This is a genomic window from Thalassobacter sp. 16PALIMAR09, from assembly GCF_000765485.1.
GTDB classification, from domain to species: Bacteria; Pseudomonadota; Alphaproteobacteria; order Rhodobacterales; family Rhodobacteraceae; genus Thalassobacter; species Thalassobacter stenotrophicus.
On sequence record NZ_JHAK01000001.1, the window covers coordinates 681,893 to 699,968 of the forward strand.

At 60.6% G+C, this 18,076-nt stretch carries 16 protein-coding genes; 10 read left to right on the forward strand and 6 right to left on the reverse strand.

The genetic code is table 11. The annotated features are described in order from the left end of the window. Position 1 precedes the first annotated feature (1 nt). From nagZ to PM04_RS03330, 4 genes are all read right to left on the reverse strand, one after another. Entirely contained in the window at positions 2 to 1,003 is a 1,002-nt protein-coding gene (gene nagZ / locus PM04_RS03315; RefSeq protein ID WP_038003592.1) for a beta-N-acetylhexosaminidase, read from the reverse strand. After that, positions 1,000 to 1,890 carry an SPOR domain-containing protein gene (locus tag PM04_RS03320; RefSeq protein ID WP_052068420.1) on the reverse strand — a complete coding sequence of 297 codons (891 nt, stop codon included), beginning with the start codon at positions 1,888 to 1,890 and terminating at the stop codon, positions 1,000 to 1,002. The genes nagZ and PM04_RS03320 overlap by 4 nt, the downstream gene beginning before the upstream one ends. Positions 1,891 to 2,001: 111 nt before the next feature. Continuing rightward, positions 2,002 to 3,747: an arginine--tRNA ligase gene (gene argS, locus PM04_RS03325; protein ID WP_038003594.1), complete on the reverse strand. Its 1,746-nt coding sequence runs from the start codon at positions 3,745 to 3,747 to the stop codon at positions 2,002 to 2,004. Positions 3,748 to 3,799: 52 nt separating this feature from the next. After that, complete coding sequence (locus PM04_RS03330; RefSeq protein ID WP_038003596.1) at positions 3,800 to 4,936, reverse strand: deoxyguanosinetriphosphate triphosphohydrolase; 1,137 nt, start codon at positions 4,934 to 4,936, stop codon at positions 3,800 to 3,802. An 89-nt stretch (positions 4,937 to 5,025) separates the two neighbouring features. On the opposite strand from PM04_RS03330, the gene PM04_RS03335 reads away from it, so the two are divergent. Beyond that, positions 5,026 to 5,349 (forward strand): iron-sulfur cluster assembly accessory protein, encoded by a 324-nt coding sequence (locus tag PM04_RS03335; protein ID WP_038003902.1) that lies wholly within the window; start codon positions 5,026 to 5,028, stop codon positions 5,347 to 5,349. Between the two features lie 78 nt (positions 5,350 to 5,427). After that, the gene (gene xth / locus PM04_RS03340) at positions 5,428 to 6,207 is read left to right on the forward strand and encodes an exodeoxyribonuclease III (protein ID WP_038003598.1); all 780 of its coding nucleotides are present in this window, start codon (positions 5,428 to 5,430) and stop codon (positions 6,205 to 6,207) included. A gap of 4 nt (positions 6,208 to 6,211) precedes the next feature. On the opposite strand, the gene PM04_RS03345 is transcribed toward xth, so the two are convergent. Both PM04_RS03345 and PM04_RS03350 read right to left on the reverse strand, forming a co-directional pair. Beyond that, positions 6,212 to 7,249, reverse strand: coding sequence for an aldo/keto reductase (locus PM04_RS03345; RefSeq protein WP_038003903.1), 1,038 nt, complete (start codon positions 7,247 to 7,249; stop codon positions 6,212 to 6,214). Positions 7,250 to 7,592: 343 nt separating this feature from the next. Continuing rightward, positions 7,593 to 9,263: a chloride channel protein gene (locus PM04_RS03350; RefSeq protein WP_052068442.1), complete on the reverse strand. Its 1,671-nt coding sequence runs from the start codon at positions 9,261 to 9,263 to the stop codon at positions 7,593 to 7,595. 100 nt (positions 9,264 to 9,363) lie between these two features. Between PM04_RS03350 and PM04_RS03355 the strand changes: the two genes are divergently transcribed. The 8 genes from PM04_RS03355 to lpxC all read left to right on the forward strand — a co-directional run bounded on the left by PM04_RS03355 (position 9,364) and on the right by lpxC (position 18,058). Beyond that, entirely contained in the window at positions 9,364 to 10,737 is a 1,374-nt protein-coding gene (locus PM04_RS03355) for an FAD-binding oxidoreductase (protein ID WP_038003602.1), read from the forward strand. Positions 10,738 to 10,747: 10 nt separating this feature from the next. Next, positions 10,748 to 10,996: a DUF2484 family protein gene (locus PM04_RS18395; protein WP_038003604.1), complete on the forward strand. Its 249-nt coding sequence runs from the start codon at positions 10,748 to 10,750 to the stop codon at positions 10,994 to 10,996. Further along, the gene (gene murB, locus PM04_RS03365) at positions 10,992 to 11,927 is read left to right on the forward strand and encodes a UDP-N-acetylmuramate dehydrogenase (protein ID WP_152594029.1); all 936 of its coding nucleotides are present in this window, start codon (positions 10,992 to 10,994) and stop codon (positions 11,925 to 11,927) included. Before PM04_RS18395 ends, murB begins: the two co-directional genes overlap by 5 nt. 77 nt (positions 11,928 to 12,004) lie before the next feature. Further along, positions 12,005 to 12,919: a D-alanine--D-alanine ligase gene (locus PM04_RS03370; RefSeq protein ID WP_234702860.1), complete on the forward strand. Its 915-nt coding sequence runs from the start codon at positions 12,005 to 12,007 to the stop codon at positions 12,917 to 12,919. After that, complete coding sequence (locus PM04_RS03375; RefSeq protein ID WP_038003608.1) at positions 12,907 to 13,815, forward strand: cell division protein FtsQ/DivIB; 909 nt, start codon at positions 12,907 to 12,909, stop codon at positions 13,813 to 13,815. Before PM04_RS03370 ends, PM04_RS03375 begins: the two co-directional genes overlap by 13 nt. Beyond that, on the forward strand, positions 13,812 to 15,143 hold the full coding sequence (ftsA, locus tag PM04_RS03380; protein ID WP_038003610.1) for a cell division protein FtsA: 1,332 nt from the start codon (positions 13,812 to 13,814) through the stop codon (positions 15,141 to 15,143). The genes PM04_RS03375 and ftsA overlap by 4 nt, the downstream gene beginning before the upstream one ends. 184 nt (positions 15,144 to 15,327) lie before the next feature. Further along, positions 15,328 to 16,908, forward strand: a complete 1,581-nt coding sequence (ftsZ, locus tag PM04_RS03385; protein WP_038003613.1) for a cell division protein FtsZ — start codon at positions 15,328 to 15,330, stop codon at positions 16,906 to 16,908. A gap of 232 nt (positions 16,909 to 17,140) precedes the next feature. Then, a complete protein-coding gene (gene lpxC, locus PM04_RS03390; protein WP_038003615.1) occupies positions 17,141 to 18,058 on the forward strand; it encodes a UDP-3-O-acyl-N-acetylglucosamine deacetylase in 918 nt (305 codons plus the stop codon). Positions 18,059 to 18,076 lie beyond the last annotated feature (18 nt).

The following is an 18,076-nucleotide window of genomic DNA, read 5'->3' on the forward strand; positions in this document are numbered from 1 at the left end:
CCTATCCGTTGAGGAGCGCCTCAAGGTCGGCCTCAACCGCGCTGATGTCAAGGGCGGCTGGCGGCTGGCGCAGCGCCAAGGCCGCCTGCGCCCTATCGTAGGCCTTGGGCAACAAGGTGCCTGTGGCATCCACCACGGCTGCCATCTCAGCCCGATCACCGTTACAATGCAGGACCACGTCGCAGCCCGCGCGCATGCTATCGCGCGCTCGGGTCGGGATATCTCCTGGCACGGCGTTCATTGACAGATCATCGGTCATCAACAGACCGTCAAAGCCGATGTCGTCTCGGATTACGCGGTGCAGGATCGGACTGGTCGTGGCGGGGGCCTCGGGGTCGATCGCGGAATATACAACATGCGCGGTCATCCCAAGGGACACGCCTCGTAACGCTTGGAACACCGCGAAATCCGTGCCCTCAAGGGTCGCACGATCCGTGGTCACTGTGGGCAGGTCATGGTGGCTATCGCTGGTTCCGCGACCATGGCCGGGAATGTGTTTGACCACCGACAAAACGCCACCTGCCAACTGGCCCGCCACGACCGCGCGCGCGGCGGCGATGACTTGCTCCGGCGCGGGGCCAAGAGTGCGATTGCGCAAAAAGGGGTGGGTGTCAGCGGTTGTCAAATCAGCAGTCGGGGTGCAGTTCACATCGATCCCGACCTCATAAAGCTCATGCGCGATGATCCGCGCGCGCAGCTCCATGGACCGGATAGCATCCCGTGCCGTTTGCATCTGATCGAGAGGCGGCAGCCATTCCCGCCAATGCGGCGCACGCAATCGCTGCACCCGGCCACCCTCTTGATCGATCAGGATCGGGGCATGCCACCCGACAGCCGCCCGCAGCGATGCCGTCAACCGACGTACCTGATCAGGGTTTTCGATGTTGCGTGCAAAGAGGATAAATCCAAGGGGCTGCGTTTCTTTGAAAAACGCGGCCTCATCCTGCGTCAGAACCGGCCCCTCACACCCAAGGATATAGGCGCCGGTCGTCTTGGGGATCATTTAGCTGTGACCGGGATGCAGGCTGCATTGCGTGACAAAAACGCGGAACAGAACTGCCGTGCGGCGGTCGCGTCATCAAAGCCCACGACGCGCAGACGGTAAAAGTTTCGCCCGCCAGACACTGCACTTTGAACCAAGCGCTTCTTGCCCACCATGTAGTCGCCGAACCGGCTTTCAAGCCGTTCCCATGCGGCCATCGCCTGTTCGGGCGTATCGAACGCCCCCAGCTGCACCAGCCGCGCGCCGGGCGCTACGGTGCTGGCGTCGGCATCAACCGAAGCGCGCTGTACCTGAACCGGGGCAGCCGCGCGCCGCACATTCGCAGGCCGAGGCGCGGGGCGGACCGATTGTGCAATACCCGGCACGGAGGCGGGAATGACATCCGCGTTCGCCCCAGTCTGCGACGCGCTCAGCTCAGAGGCCAGGTTGGCCACATTGAGGGATGCGTATTCTTGCGGGGCTTCAACAGCGGCATCCGTCGGCGCGGAGGCTGAGGTTTGCACAATAGTCGCCACTGGCTCTGGTTCAGCTTGTTCCCGCACCACAGGCTCAAGGTTGACGGGTGCCGGGGCTAGCACAACACGGTCAGCTACGGGCGCCGCAGCACCACCAGCCTTGATCTCATTGACGGACAGCCCCTGATAGGCCGCCTGCATCCCACCGGGATCTTCGGGGGCCACGCGCATCGGTTCCTGCAATGCTGCAATCACCGGCACCTCGGCCACATCGCGCAGCGTCAATTGCACGCTCCAGGTGATCAGGCCCGCCACAAGCGCCAATGAGCACCCTGCCCCAACCCAGTTAACCACCCCAAATGAGGCAGCCCCCGTGGCTGAAGCTTCACGTGCCTTGGGGGTCGCCTGCGCGAAATACCTGACGTCCGTCATGCCTGTATCCTTTTTCGCCCCGAGGGAGGTCAACCCAAGCCGAACTTGGGTAGATAGGGGCTATTAAACTGCTCTGCTCGCCGACGTTGCGGGTGCCCGATTATCGGGTCTTCACCGCATTTCTTGCGCCGGTTCTACGCCCAAAATACCCAATCCTGCTGAAATAACAACAGAAACGGACCGTGCGAGGGCAATTTTTGCGCCTGATGCGGCCGGGTTATCCTGTTGGAGGAAGCGCAATGTCGGCACATCATTGCCGCGGTTCCACAAGCCGTGGAATTCAGACGCAAGGTCATACAGGTAGAACGCCACGCGATGCGGCTCATGCGTGCGGGCCGCGATTTCGACAAGGCGGGGCCATTCGGCCAGCTTGGCGGCCAGGGCGTGTTCTGCCGGGTGGTCCAGCAGGCTCAGATCCGCCATCGTCAGGTCCGCGTCTGTGCAAGGCAACCCTGCCGCTTGGGCCTTACGCAGCACTGACATCACCCGTGCGTGCGCATATTGCACGTAGAACACAGGGTTGTCCTTGGATTGTTCAGTGACCTTGCTGAAGTCAAAATCCAACGGTGCATCGTTTTTGCGCGTCAGCATGATGAAGCGCGTCACGTCTTTGCCGACTTCACGCAGCAAGTCTTGTACGGTGATAAAAGTGCCCGCACGCTTGGACATTTTGAATTCTTCGCCGTCTTTGAACAGCCGCACGATCTGCGCGAGCTTGATCTCCAGCGGGACGCGTTCCTCGGACAGGGCTGCGACAGCCGCTTTCATCCGTTTGACATAGCCCCCGTGATCGGCGCCAAAAACGTCGATCAACGCATCAAAGCCGCGCTGCACTTTGTCGTAGTGATAGGCGATATCGGGCGCAAAATACGCCCAAGCGCCGTCGGATTTTTGGACCGGGCGGTCCTCATCATCGCCGTACTGAGTAGAGCGGAACAGCCATTGCTCCCGCGCCTGCCAATCGTCAGGGATTTTGCCCTTTGGGGGTGGGAGTGTGCCCCAATAGATCAGGCCCTTGCCCTTGAGATCCTCAATCGCGGCTTCAATCCGACCCGTGCCGTACAGGGATTTTTCGGAGAAAAAGACATCCATTTTGATGCCCAAGTCGGCCAAATCCGCACGCACCATGTCCATCATCGCGTCGGTCGCAAAACCGCGCACCTCCGCCAGCCACACGTCTTCGGGTTGATCGACATAGGCGTCGCCAACCTTGTCCTTCAGGGCTTGGCCCGCGCCAATCAGATAGTCACCGGGGTATGTGCCATCCTCAAACGCGACCTCTTGGCCGTGCGCCTCAAGGTAGCGCAGGTAAACAGACCGCGCGAGCACATCGACCTGCCCGCCGCCATCGTTGATGTAGTATTCACGCGTCACCACGTGGCCCGCGTATTCCAGCAAAGCGGCCAGCGCGTCGCCAAAGACTGCGCCACGGGTGTGGCCCACGTGCAGCGGCCCCGTCGGGTTGGCCGAGACGTATTCTACATTAACCTTGCGCCCCTGCCCCATGTCGGACCGGCCAAAGCCTGTGCCCTGTGCCAAAACGCCCGCTACGACCTGTTGCCAGACCACGGGCGCGAGCCGCAGGTTCAAAAAGCCGGGGCCTGCGACCTCGGCACTGTCGATCCGCGGATCTTGGGCCAGTTTGGTGGCCAACGCCTCCGCGATATCGCGGGGCTTTTTCTTGGCGGGTTTGGCCAAAACCATCGCAGCGTTCGTCGCCATATCTCCGTGACCCGCATCGCGTGGTGGCTCAACCGCGACGTTGGCAAAATCCAACCCCTCCGGCAGCGTCCCATCCTGGGTCATAGCAGTGAGCGAGGTGATAACGGCGGCGCGAATATCAGCGAACAGGTTCATATGGGGGCGTCCTTCAGGTTTGTCGCATCGTTTAGCAGCGCAGCGGCGGAGTTCAAGCACCCACAAGGCGCGCATGGGCCTGCAAAGCGAAGCGATCGGTCATGCCAGCGATGTAATCAGCCACCAAACGGGCCAACGCCAGCTCATCTGCTTGGGCAACCTCAGCCTCCCACTCGGTGGGCAAAAGACTGGGGTCATTCATGAAAACGGGGAATAGGTCCGTGACGACCTCAGTGACCTCGGCCCGCTTGGCCACCACATTGGGTGCCCGGTACATATGTGCAAAGAGAAAACTGCGCACCTCGCGCAGATCGCGCCACATCGCGGGCGAAAACTGCACCACCATGCGGCCCGCATGACGGATATCGCTGGCGGTTTGGGGGGCGATGGCCTCAAGGTTAGTGCGCGATACGGCGATCACGTCCTCAACCAACAGACCAAAAAACCGCCGCAGCGCTTCGTGTTGGCGGCGGCGGTCGTCGATGCCGGGGTGCAATTTGTCCACTTCGGCAAAGCATGCCCCCACCAGCGGCAGGTGCAAGATATCTTCAACCGTGAACAACCCCGCGCGCAGCCCATCCATCAGGTCATGATTGTTGTAGGCGATATCATCAGCAAGGGCCGCCACCTGCGCCTCGGCGCTGGCGTGAGTGTGCAACTCTAGATCGTGCTGAGCGTTATAGTCGGCCAGCGCATAAGGGATATCATCCACGACCGGACCATTGTGTTTTGCAATGCCTTCAAGGGTTTCCCACGTGAGGTTCAAGCCATCCCACAGTGCATAGTGCCGCTCGAGGCTGGTGACGATCCGAATGGCCTGTGCGTTGTGATCGAACCCGCCGTAGGGTTTCATCAGCGCATCCAACGCGTCCTCACCTGTGTGACCAAAGGGCGTGTGGCCAAGGTCATGGGCCAGTGCAACAGCCTCGGTAAGCTCTGCGTTCAGTCCCAGCACGCCCGAAATCGTTCGCGCGACTTGCGCAACCTCAATTGAATGGGTCAGGCGCGTGCGAAAATAATCACCCTCATGCTCAATAAAAACTTGGGTTTTATGTTTGAGCCGCCGAAAGGCCGACGCATGGATAATTCTGTCACGATCCCGCTGAAAACAGGACCGAAAGGTGCTTTCCCGTTCAGGGAAAAGCCGGCCCCGGCTTTGGGCGGGGTCGCAGGCAAAGGATACGGGCATGGGCCCTCTCTTGTGGCGCTAACGTCAGGCTTCTATATTGGGTGCAACGGTCGTTGACCACCGCAAGTAAAAAGAGGCTCCCGATGGACCTGCAAATTCCTCCCAAAGTTACGCCCCGCGCCTTTGCACGCCTTGCTGAGATTGGTGCCGCAAAAGAGGGAAAAGCCCTACGGATCGCCGTGGATGGCGGCGGCTGTTCGGGATTTCAGTATGAAATCACGCTCGACGCGCCCAAAGACGATGATCTCATCCTAGAGAGTGAGGGCGAGCGCGTTGTCTTTGATGAGGTCTCCCTGCCGTTTCTGGCCGCGGCCACCATCGACTTTAGCGAAGAATTGATCGGCGCGCGCTTTGTGATCGACAATCCGAACGCGTCCTCCAGCTGCGGTTGCGGCGTCAGCTTTTCGATGTAGCGCCCCGCCGGGGCCGCTTGCCCCGTGACATTCCAGTTTGCCCTGCTTAAGACACGGGGCAACAGCGGAAGGGTGACCATGAAAATCGCGACGTTCAACATCAACGGCATCAAGGCGCGCATGGGCGCGCTGACGGACTGGCTGACGCAAAGCGCGCCCGACATAGCCCTGTTGCAAGAGATCAAGTCGGTGGATGAGGCTTTTCCCCGCGCCCACTTCGAAGACTTGGGTTATGCAGTTCACACCCACGGGCAAAAGGGCTTCAACGGCGTGGCGATCATGTCAAAACTGCCCCTAGAAGACATCACCATGGGTCTGCCCGGCGACGCCGAGGATGAACAAGCCCGTTGGATTGAGGCCACCGTTGTGGGCAAACAAGCGGTGCGTTTGTGCGGGCTGTACCTGCCCAACGGGAACCCCTGCCCCGGCCCCAAATACGACTACAAGTTGGCGTGGATGAAGCGGTTAGAGGCGCGTGCAGCGGCCCTTTTGGCAGAAGAAACACCATTCCTGATGGCCGGTGACTACAACATCATCCCCCAAGATGAGGACGCCGCGCGCCCGGACGCGTGGCGCGAGGACGCGCTGGCCCGCCCCGAAAGCCGCGCCGCGTTCCGCCGTCTATTAAACCTTGGCTTAACGGAGGCCTTCCGCACCCGCAAAAACGGGCCCGGACATTATTCATTCTGGGACTATCAAGCCGGCGCTTGGAACCGTAACGACGGGATCCGCATCGACCACTTCCTGCTGAGCCCCGACTGTACCGACCTACTCCGGGACTGCTGGATTGAGGCTGAGGTCCGTGGCCGCGAGAAACCCTCGGACCACGTGCCTGTTTGGGTCGATTTGGACCTATAGCCCCTCAGAATGGCATGGGATGGGCGCGGTGAGCTGCGTCCAAATCAGCGACCACATCCGCGGTCAGCTCTAGGCCGATCGCGTCCAAGCCATGCTCTAGCTGATCTTGGGTCGTGGCCCCCAAAAGGGCCGTGACCGGAAAGGGCCGCGTTTGCAGCCATGCGACCGTCATGTGCACGGGATCAAGCCCATGCTTTGCGGCCACCGCCAGATAGGCGTCCACCGCTTCGTAGGCGCGCGGCTGATGGCGGCCGCCCAAGGTTGGGTTCAACGTCTTGCGTGATGCTGCGGGGATTGCATCCCCCTGATACTTGCCGGTTAACAACCCAGTGGCCAGCGGTGAAAACGCCAGCAACGTGACCTGTTCCAGAGCGCAAGCTTCCGCTAGGTCGGTGTCGAACAAACGCGCCATGAGAGAGTATTCGTTCTGGATCGCGGCCACACGTGGACCCGCCCCCGCATCCGCAAGCCGGAGCCATTGCGAAAGCCCCCAAGCCGTCTCATTTGACAGACCAAAGTGCGCAATCTTGCCCGCCGCAACCAACCGATCCACGGCCTGCAAACAGGCCTCCATATCGCGCAAAATCTCAGTTTTGTTGACAGGCGGCGCATAGGTCCAATTTTGACGGAAATGATAGCTGCCACGGTTGGGCCAATGAAACTGATAAAGGTCGATGCATTCAACCTGAAGTCGCCGCAAAGACGCATCCACCGCCGCCTCAATCGTCGCCGCAGAGATCGGTGCGCCGTCCCGCACCGCCTTCATGCCCGCACCAGATACTTTGGTTGCAATCTTCATGTCACGGCCACCAGTTTTGGCCCGCCACCGACCAATGATCGCCTCTGTGTCACCCACAGTTTCGGCAAGTATCGGGTTCACCGGATACATTTCAGCGGCATCTACCCAGTCAATGCCACGATCAGTGGCATAATCGAGCTGGCGATAGGCGTCCGCCTCAGAGGTCTGGGAGCCCCAAGTCATTGAGCCAAGTGTGATTTCAGGCAGCAGCGTATCGCTTTGCCCCAGAGGAATTTTGCGCATCCGGATATCCTTTTTGGCCACCATTCCGAAAGCCCCTCCAAGTTACAAGCCGATATAGCCAATACCGCGCGGCACCTGAAAATCAGGTAACCCCCGATATTGAGGCCGGGCGCGCGATTAATGGACTGATACGTGCGGCCTCAACCTGCGCCCGCACAGACCACGCAGCGGGCGGCGCCTTGCGGGCGCGCCGGGCCGCAGATTTCGGTCAGACGCGCGAGCGGAACCTGTGCATCTCCCAAGACAATCAGCAAATGGGCGGCAGGCTGCGATGTTCGGTTGAGCAACATTTCTGTCATGCTGCAAATTTAATATTTTCTACAGAAAATCCCGGGCACGTTTCTCACGAATGCTCCTCTGCTGCCGTTGCCGCAAGCGCGCGGTTATAGGCTTTGAGCGCATCCACATGGAACAAAGCCCCGATGATTTCAGGGGCGGCATCATCGGCCCCAAAGCGCGCGACGGGAATATAATCAACGGGCGCGCGTTCGAACATCGGCATCGCAGCCTCTAACGTCGCCTCTGGCGTGACGAAAAAGCCTTCGTTCAGCACTTCGCGCGCACGAACGGGGTCTGCGGCGCGGGGATGATTGGGATAGCGCATCACGGATGACACCCGGAACAACGCCAGAAGATAGGCCTGTGGCCCCGCAGCGAGGTGGATGTTGCGCCGTTCTAGCTGTGACAGGAAAAAGCTGCGATCGACCAAGCGAGACGCCAGCGCCGTGGAAAGTGACACCGCGACCATCACGGCCAAGCCGGTCTGCCAGTCACCCGTTAGTTCAAACACAATCAATGTAGTTGAGATCGGCGCGCCCAAAACCGCCGCCGCAACGGCCCCCATCCCCGCCAAGGCATATAGTGTTTCGGATCCAGACACCTCGGGGAAGATCGGCGTGGCGATATAGCCGAACGCCAACCCAAGCAGCGCCCCAACCATCAGCGACGGGGAGAATACGCCGCCTCCCATGCGCCCAGCAATCGTGATGGCGACGGCCGCGACCTTGATCATGCAAAACACAATCGCCTCATGCAGCAAAAGCGAGCCGGTCAGTGCCTCTGACGTGGTTTCATACCCGACACCAATAATATGGGGATAAAAGATCGCGATGGCCCCCAGCATCAACCCCGCCACCGCTGGCCGCAGGTAGCGCGGCATTCTCAGGCTGGTTTGGATCGATGTGCCTAGATCTTCGCACCAGAAGATCGCGCGCATCAGGACAACCGCCACCAGCCCCGCCAACAGGCCAAGGATCATAAAGGCGGGCAATTCCACATAAAAGCCCAGCGCATTCACGTCTCCGGGCAGTGTGAATTCGGTCACGTCGCCGAAATGGGTCCGACTGATGACTGTGCCCGCAACCGATGCGATCACAATCGGCGCAAAGGCATGCACTGCAAAGTGGCGCAACACGACCTCAAGCGCAAAGAGCGCGCCCGCGATTGGCGCGTTGAAACTGGCCGAAACGGCTGCCGCAACGGCACATCCCAACAGGTCGCGTGCCGTGATCCCATCGGCCAAAATGCGGTTCGATACCCAGCTTGAAATCACAGACGCAAGGTGGACCACAGGCCCCTCTCGGCCAGAGGATCCACCCGACGACAGCGTGATCATGGAGGCCACCGCTGACGCAAGACCCGCGCGCTTTTCGACGCGGCCATCATTCATCGCGGCCCCTTCGATCACATCCGCAACCGACCGGACCCGGCCATCGGGGGTGAAAAAGTGCAAGATCAGCCCAACGATCAAACCACCTGCCGTTGGCAGCAGCAAGATCCAGAACCAAGGAAGCGTTTCGGCAAAGGAATGAAGGTGGCGTACGTCCTCGGTGCCGTAAAGGGCGGCTTGCAAACGCTCGATCCCGAGCATGAAGCCCACGGCCGCGTAGCCCGCCGCGACCCCCACGATCAGCGCGATGAACCAAAACTGCACTTGGCTTGGGCCACGTGTCCGCACAACCCCCCAAGCGCGCGCGCATGACGTACCAACCTGCGTTAGCTGCGCCTTCCACAAAGGCCGTTTCGGGGTGTTTTCAGGGTTCGCCAAACCGGCAGTCCCACTCTTTTGTCCTTGCAGCGGCTGGCCTATAGTCCGCCAAACCGAGGAGGCGAAGATGTTATCAGAAGCGGCCCGCACGCAACTTTCCCAAACCCTAGGCGATCGTTTAAGCCTGTCCAAGTCCGATCTGGCCCTTCATGGCCGCTCTGAGACACATTTCCCCACTTTACCCCCCGATGCCGTCGCATACCCCGAAACAGCAGAGGAGGTTTCGGCCATCATGCGCACCTGTTCGGCGCACGGCGTGCCTGTCATCGGCTGGGGCACGGGCACCGGGCTTGAGGGGCACACAAGTGCAGTACGCGGTGGCGTCAGTGTCGATTTCAGCCGCATGAACAAAGTGCTCGATATCCACTCCGAGGATATGGATGTTGTCATCCAGCCCGGCGTGACGCGCGAACAGTTAAATGAAGAGTTGCGTGCAACAGGGTTGTTCTTTCCCGTTGATCCCGGCGCGAATGCCTCGCTTGGCGGTATGGCCAGCACGCGCGCATCGGGCACCACCGCCGTGCGCTATGGCACTATGCGTGACAACGTGCGCGGGCTCGAAGTCGTCCTTGCCGATGGGCGCATTATTCGGACCGGCACGCGCGCGCGCAAATCATCCGCAGGCTACGATCTGACTTCGCTTTTTGTTGGGTCCGAGGGGACCCTCGGCCTCATCACTGAATTGACCTTGCGCGTGCACGGCATACCCGAGGCGACCTCAGCCGCCGTATGCGCCTTTGACACGATTTCCGGCGCCGTGGATGCCGTGATTGCCACGATCCAGATGGGCATCCCGATGGCCCGGATTGAATTTCTGGACGCAGCCTCGGTCGCCGCGTGCAACGCCCGCGATGGGGCCGAGATGCCGGTGATGCCGCACCTAATGATCGAATTTCATGGCTCGGAGCGTGCCGTGGCCGAGGATGCCGCCCGCTTTGGTGAGATCGCCGAGGAATTCGGGGCGCAAGGCTATGCATGGTCCACACAACCAGAGGAACGCCGCCGCCTTTGGGATATGCGCCATAACGCCTATTACGCCATCCTCGCATCACGCCCCGGTGCGACGGCGCTGGTGACGGATGTGTGCGTCCCGATCTCTCGGCTTGCGCAGGCGGTTGAGGAAACCGTGGCCGACATCGCCGATAGCTCCATCCCCGGTCCGATCCTCGGGCACGCGGGCGACGGGAATTTCCATGCGATCCTGTTGGTCGAGCCGGATAACGCGGGCGAACTGCAAGCCGCCAAGGCGCTATCGGGCCGAATGGTTGAGCGCGCGCTCAACATGGGCGGCACCGCGACAGGTGAGCATGGCGTCGGTATGGGCAAGTTGGATTACATGGCCCGCGAACACGGGGCCGCGTGGGATGTCATGAGCACCCTCAAACGCGGGCTGGACCCTGACGGGTTGATGAACCCCGGCAAGCTTGTGCGCCAGAACTGAGGCCGCGCGCGTGGCGGCCTTTATCGCAGCATGTCTCTGGGTCATTGCAGCGTGGCTCTTGAGCATAGTCCTAGGCGCCAAGCAAAGCTGGCCTGCTGCCTACGCCTTAATCGCCGCTGGTGTCCCCATCCTAATCTGGTTGGGGCTGAGTGCGGGCTGGGGCGCGGCTGCGGTGGGTTTCATCGTTGGATGCCTTGTCCTACGCTGGCCTGTGATCTACGCAGGCCGCTGGATCAGACGGAGGCTACGGCGTGATTGATTTCCCCCCCACACGCGGACAGGTGACACCGCAAAAGCCCCTAGCGGACCTGACATGGCTGCGCGTCGGGGGACCGGCCCGCGTTGTGTTCCAGCCTGCGGACGTTGCGGATTTGCAGGCTGTTCTGGATGCTCTCCCCCCCGGGGTTCCGATCTTTCCCATGGGGGTCGGGTCAAACCTGATCGTCCGCGATGGTGGATTGGATGCCGTCGTGATCCGACTGGGGCGCGGCTTTAACAGCATCGAGATTGAAGGCGATATCGTCACGGCGGGTGCCGCAGCCTTAGACGCTCATGTCGCCCGCAAGGCCGCTGTCGCAGGTCGGGACCTCACATTTTTGCGGACGATCCCGGGGGCCATCGGCGGCGCCGTACGTATGAATGCAGGGTGTTATGGCAGCTACATGGCCGACCACTTGATCGACATCACAGTGGTGGATCGCACCGGCGCCTTGCGGGTCATTCCCGCAAATGCGCTTGGCCTTGGATACCGCACCAGCGACCTGCCCGCCGATTGCGTGATCATTTCTGCCCGGTTGCGTGCCGCAGAAGGCGACCCCGAAGCCCTAGAGGCTCGCATGGCCGACCAACTCGCCAAGCGCGACGCGACCCAACCCACCAAGGACCGAAGCGCAGGCAGCACATTTCGAAATCCGGCGGGCTATAGCTCAACCGGTCAGGCCGATGACACCCATGAGAAAAAGGCCTGGAAGGTCATCGAAGACGCTGGCCTGCGAGGCGCACGCCTCGGCGGGGCGCAAATGTCGGAAAAACATCCGAACTTTTTGATCAACACAGGCACCGCAACCGCCGCTGAACTTGAAAATCTTGGCGAATTGGTCCGGAAAACTGTTTACGAAAACAGCGGAATTCAGCTACACTGGGAAGTGATCCGGATCGGCACACCCGCCCCGGAGATAAAACAAGACTAAGGTTCGAATAAGCGGACCAAATGGCAGTAAATTGGCTCAGTCTGAAAACAGTCGAGCCACCTTATACAGGATTGGGTATGTCGAGCAGGGCACCCCAAGTGATCGCTCTCCTACAGGGGGGCCTGTCCTCCGAACGGGAGGTGTCTTTGTCCTCAGGTCAAGGGTGCGCAGAAGCTTTGCGCGCGGAAGGGTTCACTGTTCACCCGATTGATGCGGGCCCGACCCTTGTGGACGACCTTAAAGCCGCCGCCCCTGACGTGGTGTTTAACGCGCTGCATGGTCAGTGGGGCGAGGACGGCTGTGTGCAGGGTGTGCTGGAATGGCTCCGCCTGCCCTATACCCATTCTGGGGTTTTGGCCTCGGCGCTGGCGATGGACAAAACCCGCACCAAAGATGTCTACCGCGCTGCGGGCCTTCCGGTTGTGCGCAGCATGATTGCCCGGTCTGACTCGCTGCGCGCCGGCCACGTCATGGACGTGCCCTATGTGGTCAAACCCAACCGTGACGGGTCAAGCGTTGGCATTTACCTCGTGATGGACGCAAACGGCCCCGCCCCTGAGTGGGATGCCGACATGCCGGAGTTCGTCATGGTTGAGGCCTATGTGCCCGGCCGCGAATTGACGACATCCGTCATGGGGGACCGCGCGCTTGGCGTGACCGAGATTGTGACCAACGGTTGGTACGACTACGCCGCGAAATACGAGGCCGGTGGGTCGTCGCACGTGGTGCCCGCCAACATCCCCCCCGAAATCGCCGCCGCCTGCGAAGCCTATGCCCTACGCGCCCACGCCGCTTTGGGGTGTCGTGGCGTGACACGGACCGATTTCCGCTGGGACGACACCAAGGGCCTAGACGGTTTGATCCTGCTGGAAACCAACACACAGCCCGGCATGACCCCCACTTCGCTGACGCCGGAGCAGGCTCAAACCGCAGGCATCTCGTTTGGAGAGCTGTGCCGCTGGATCGTGGAGGATGCCTCATGCGCGCGCTGAAGTTCCTTCGCCGCACGGCAATGGCTGCAATGCCGGATCCCGCGCCGTCGCGCTGGCGTTACCGCGTGCAACGTCTTTGGCTCACCCCACTGTTTCGCGCGATGGTGCGCACCGGACTTCCTATCTGCCTTTTGGGGGGCAGCGTGCTTTGGTACGTCGCCGACACCGCACGCCTTGAGGGCCTGATTGATAAGGCGACCGAGGTCCGCCGCGCGGTTGAGGAACGCCCCGAGTTCATGATCACGCTCGTGTCGATTGACGGTGCCTCTGATGAGCTAAGTCTCGACATCCAAGAGGTCCTGCCGATTGATCTACCGGTCAGTCAATTCGCGCTCGACCTCAATGAACTTAAACAATTGCTTGAGGAATTGGGCCCAATCCAATCCGCAGATGTTCGGATCAAGCCCGGTGGCCTTCTTACAATCGACGTGATTGAGCGCAGCCCAGCGGTTGTTTGGCGCTCCCGCGAGGCGGTTGAATTGTTGGCCAATGACGGGCACCGGGTCAAAGCCGTGGCAAGCGCATCTGCCCGTCCAGACCTGCCGCAAGTCGCGGGACTTGGAGCAGAGGATCACATCCCCGAGGCGCTACGCCTGTTGCGCGCAGCAAGCCCCCTGGCGGATCGACTTGTAGGGCTGCAACGGATCGGCGCGCGACGGTGGGACGTGGTTCTAGAGGACGACATCCGCATCATGCTGCCGACAGAACAGCCAAAACGCGCGCTTGACCGCGCGATGGCGCTGCATGCGTCGCAGGACGTCTTTAACCGCGACATCGTCGCAATTGATTACCGCAACGCTGAACGGCCCACCCTGCGGATGCGTCCCGCAGCCCGGACCGAATGGCGTCGCATTAAAGATATTGAACTAATGGCAAATGAAGGGGGCAACAGATGAACGATTTCTACCAAGCACAGCGGGCCATGCGCAAAGGGCGCCAAGCCGCGATGCAACGGGGTGTCATCGCAATTCTGGATGTCGGAACGTTCAAGACCGCCTGCCTTGTGCTGCGCTTTGATGAGGCACTTTCCTCAACGGACGAAACCTCGAACGCGCTGGCAGGCCAAGCCCGGTTCCGCGTAATCGGTGCGGCCACGACGCAATCGCGCGGCGTGCGCTTTGGTGAGGTCGACACCCTGCCAGAGACCGAGCGCGCCATTCGGACCGCCGTCCAGGCCGCCCAGAAAATGGCCAATGTACGCGTTGATCACGTGATTGCCTGTTTTGCTGGTGGCCGTCCGCGCAGCTATGGGCTGGCTGGCAAAGTATCGGTTGAAGGCGGCGCCGTAGAGGACCGGGATGTCAGCCGCGTTTTGTCGGCCTGCGAAACACCCCCTATCGGCGACGACCGGATGGTGCTGCATGCGCAGCCCGTGAACTTTGCGCTCGATCATCGCTCTGGCCTATCGGACCCCCGCGGTCAAATTGGCAACACTCTGCACGTCGATATGCACATGCTGACCGTTGACGCCCATACCGTGAACAACCTGATCCATTGCATCCACCGCTGCGACCTAGAGGTCGCGGGCCTTGCATCGGCCTCCTATATGGCGGGCACGTCTTCGTTGGTCGAAGACGAACAAGAACTGGGTGCGGCCTGTATCGACATGGGCGCGGGTTCAACCTCTGTCTCAATCTTCATGCGCAAGCACATGATATATAGTGACACCGTGCGCATGGGCGGTGAGCATATCTCATCCGACATCTCACGCGGGCTGCAAATCCCCTGCCAAACGGCGGAGCGAATCAAAACCCGCTTTGGCGGGTTGGTCGCCACGGGAATGGATGACCGCGACATCATCGAGCTTGAGGGCAACACTGGCGATTGGGAACACGACCGCCGCACAATCACCCGCGCCGAGTTGATTGGCGTGATGCGCCCCCGCGTAGAAGAGATCTTGGAAGAAGTCCGCGCCGTCTTGGACGACGCAGGGTTCCGCCATTTGCCCGGTCAGCGCATTGTCTTGACGGGCGGCGGCAGCCAGATCCCCGGGCTGGATGGGCTGGCAGCAAAATACCTTGGCAATCAAATCCGTCTGGGGCGTCCTTTACGTATTCAGGGCCTCCCACAGGCCGCCACAGGACCCGCTTTTTCGGCCTGCGTGGGCCTAAGCGTAACAGCCGCGCACCCCCAAGATGAATGGTGGGATTTTGACGTGATCGCCGAGCGCGCCCACACCCGATCCCTGAGGGTGGCTCTGCGGTGGTTCAAGGAAAACTGGTAGCCCCCAGATATAGACCGATCCGCAAGACTCCGCCGACGCCCCCGCAAAATTACCTACATTTTGTGGCAATTTTGCACTTTTTGGGTGACTATGGCGGTGTGTTTCGGTAGTTTTGAGGCCAGCAATACAGGTTGATCGCCGACGAGGCAGCGAGGGCGATCGCATTAACAGGTGGACAGAGCAAATGACATTAAACCTCTCCATGCCCGGCGCTGAGGCCGAGCTGAAACCCCGCATCACCGTTTTTGGTGTTGGCGGAGCCGGTGGCAACGCGGTCAACAACATGATCGAAAAGGAGCTGGAGGGCGTTGAATTCGTCGTGGCGAACACGGACGCGCAAGCTCTGCAAAACTCCAAGTCCTCAGCACGCATCCAGATGGGTGTGAAAGTGACCGAAGGTTTGGGTGCTGGCGCACGCCCCGCCGTGGGTGCATCCGCCGCTGAAGAAACGATCGAAGAAATCGTTGACCAGCTGGCAGGCGCGCACATGTGCTTTATCACCGCTGGTATGGGTGGCGGCACCGGCACGGGTGCGGCCCCGATCATCGCTCAGGCGGCCCGCGAATTGGGCGTGCTGACTGTTGGCGTTGTAACCAAACCGTTCCAGTTTGAGGGCGGCAAGCGGATGCGTCAGGCCGAAGAGGGTGTCGAAGCCCTGCAAAAGGTCGTTGATACGCTGATCATCATTCCCAACCAGAACCTGTTCCGTCTGGCCAACGAAAAAACCACCTTCACCGAGGCCTTTAGCCTTGCAGATGACGTGCTTTACCAAGGCGTCAAAGGCGTGACTGACCTAATGGTACGCCCAGGCCTAATAAACCTCGACTTCGCCGATGTGCGCGCTGTCATGGATGAAATGGGCAAAGCAATGATGGGCACCGGCGAAGCCACGGGCGAAGATCGCGCCGTGCAGGCAGCTGAGAAGGCCATCGCCAACCCACTGCTGGATGAAATTTCGCTGCGTGGCGCCAAGGGCGTCCTGATCAACATCACAGGCGGCTATGACCTGACCCTGTTCGAACTGGACGAAGCTGCAAACCGCATCCGCGAAGAGGTCGATCCAGACGCGAACATCATCGTGGGTTCCACAATGGACCCGTCGATGGAAAACGTGATGCGCGTAAGCGTTGTGGCTACTGGCATTGATGCGCTTGAAAACCGCTCGGAAATGCCCCTGCCCCGTCGCCGCATGGCTGAGCCAATCTCAGCCGCGAGCGCTGAGGCCGCAGTCGAAGCTGTGACCGAGCCTGTGGCCGCACAAACCGCACCGGTTGAGGCAGCGCCCGCACCGCAAGCCGCTCCACAAGAGCCAAGCTTTTTCGACTCGATGGAAATGAATGATCATCAGGACAACCCTGAAAACATTCTCAGCTCGGACGACCTGCCGCCCCCGGCCTACCAGCCCGCGCCAGAACCGGCCCGTTCGGCCGCATTCGCAGAGCCCGAGCCCGAAGCCTATGTGGCAGAGCCTCGTGCCGCAGCACCTGGCCCATCGCCCGAGCAAATGGCACAGCTGCGCGCAGCGGTCGTCCGCGGTGAGCGCCGAGGCGCACCTGCACCTACATCCGAGCCTGAAAAGGCACGCTTTGGTGGGATTGGTGGTCTGATCGGTCGCATGACAGGTCACACCGAAGAGCCCCCCATGACCGCGCATCGCCCCAGCCAACAGGCCGGCGGAACGGCTCATCGTGGTGAAACATCCACCGATAATGCCGAGGATGACCGGATCGAAATCCCCGCATTCCTCCGCCGTCAGGCGAATTAACGCCGGGTTAACCCGTCACGACTTCTGAAGAAGCGGCTGTGGATAACAGCCGCTTCTTTCGTTTCATATCAGCGACTTAAATATGGTTACGCCGCAGAGCGGCAATTTTCCGCCGATGGGTTTTGGCAATGTTGCAGGGCGTCACAAACCGTTAATTGCGGCACAATCCAGCAGCAGATAGCACACTGGTCAAATGTCAGCGGGGAAAACCTCGCGTTTATTGGGGCACCGCGTGCAAACAACTCTCAAATCTCTGATCCGCTTTACTGGCGTTGGCCTTCACTCGGGTGCTCCGGTACGCATGACGATACATCCGGCCTCGGCATCCTACGGGATCTGGTTCCGCCGGACGGACGTTGCGGACAGTGATGCGATGATCCCTGCGCGCTACAATTCGGCGGTACAATCCCCGCTGTGTACCCGGTTGGTAAATGCTGATGGCATCGAGGTGTCGACGGTCGAGCATGTGATGGCTGCACTTGCTGGCTGCGGCGTGCACAACGCCCTGCTCGAAATTGATGGTCCAGAGGTCCCGATCTTGGATGGCTCCGCCGCCCTTTTCGTTGAAGCGATCATGAAACGCGGCCTTCAGGTGTTGGACGCACCCGTACACGCGATCGAAGTTCTGCGCCAAGTCAGTGTGACACAAGGCGATAGCACCGCGACCCTCTCTCCCGCCAAAACGACTGAGATGGATTTTTCCATCGACTTCACGGACGCCGCTATCGGCCACCAAGAAAAGCGTTTGGTGCTGGCGAATGGGACGTTCGTGCGCGAACTCGCAAACAGTCGGACGTTCTGCCGCCAAGCGGATGTTGAGATGATGCGCGAAAATGGCCTTGCTCTTGGTGGGACCTACGACAACGCCGTCGTCGTCGATGGCGACCAAGTGCTGTCACCCGGCGGTTTGCGCCACGCGGACGAAGCCGTACGTCATAAAATGCTCGATGCCCTTGGCGATCTGGCACTGGCTGGGGCCCCGCTTTTGGGGCGCTACACTGGCGTTCGTGCGGGCCACACTCTGACAAACAAACTGCTGCACGCGCTGTTCGCCGATCCACTGGCCTACCGCATTGTGACGTGCACGCAAACACAGCTCGACAATCTGCCCGGCGCAGGCCTGCACATGTCGGATTTGGCTGCCGTTTGATCACGGAGCAGACGTCCA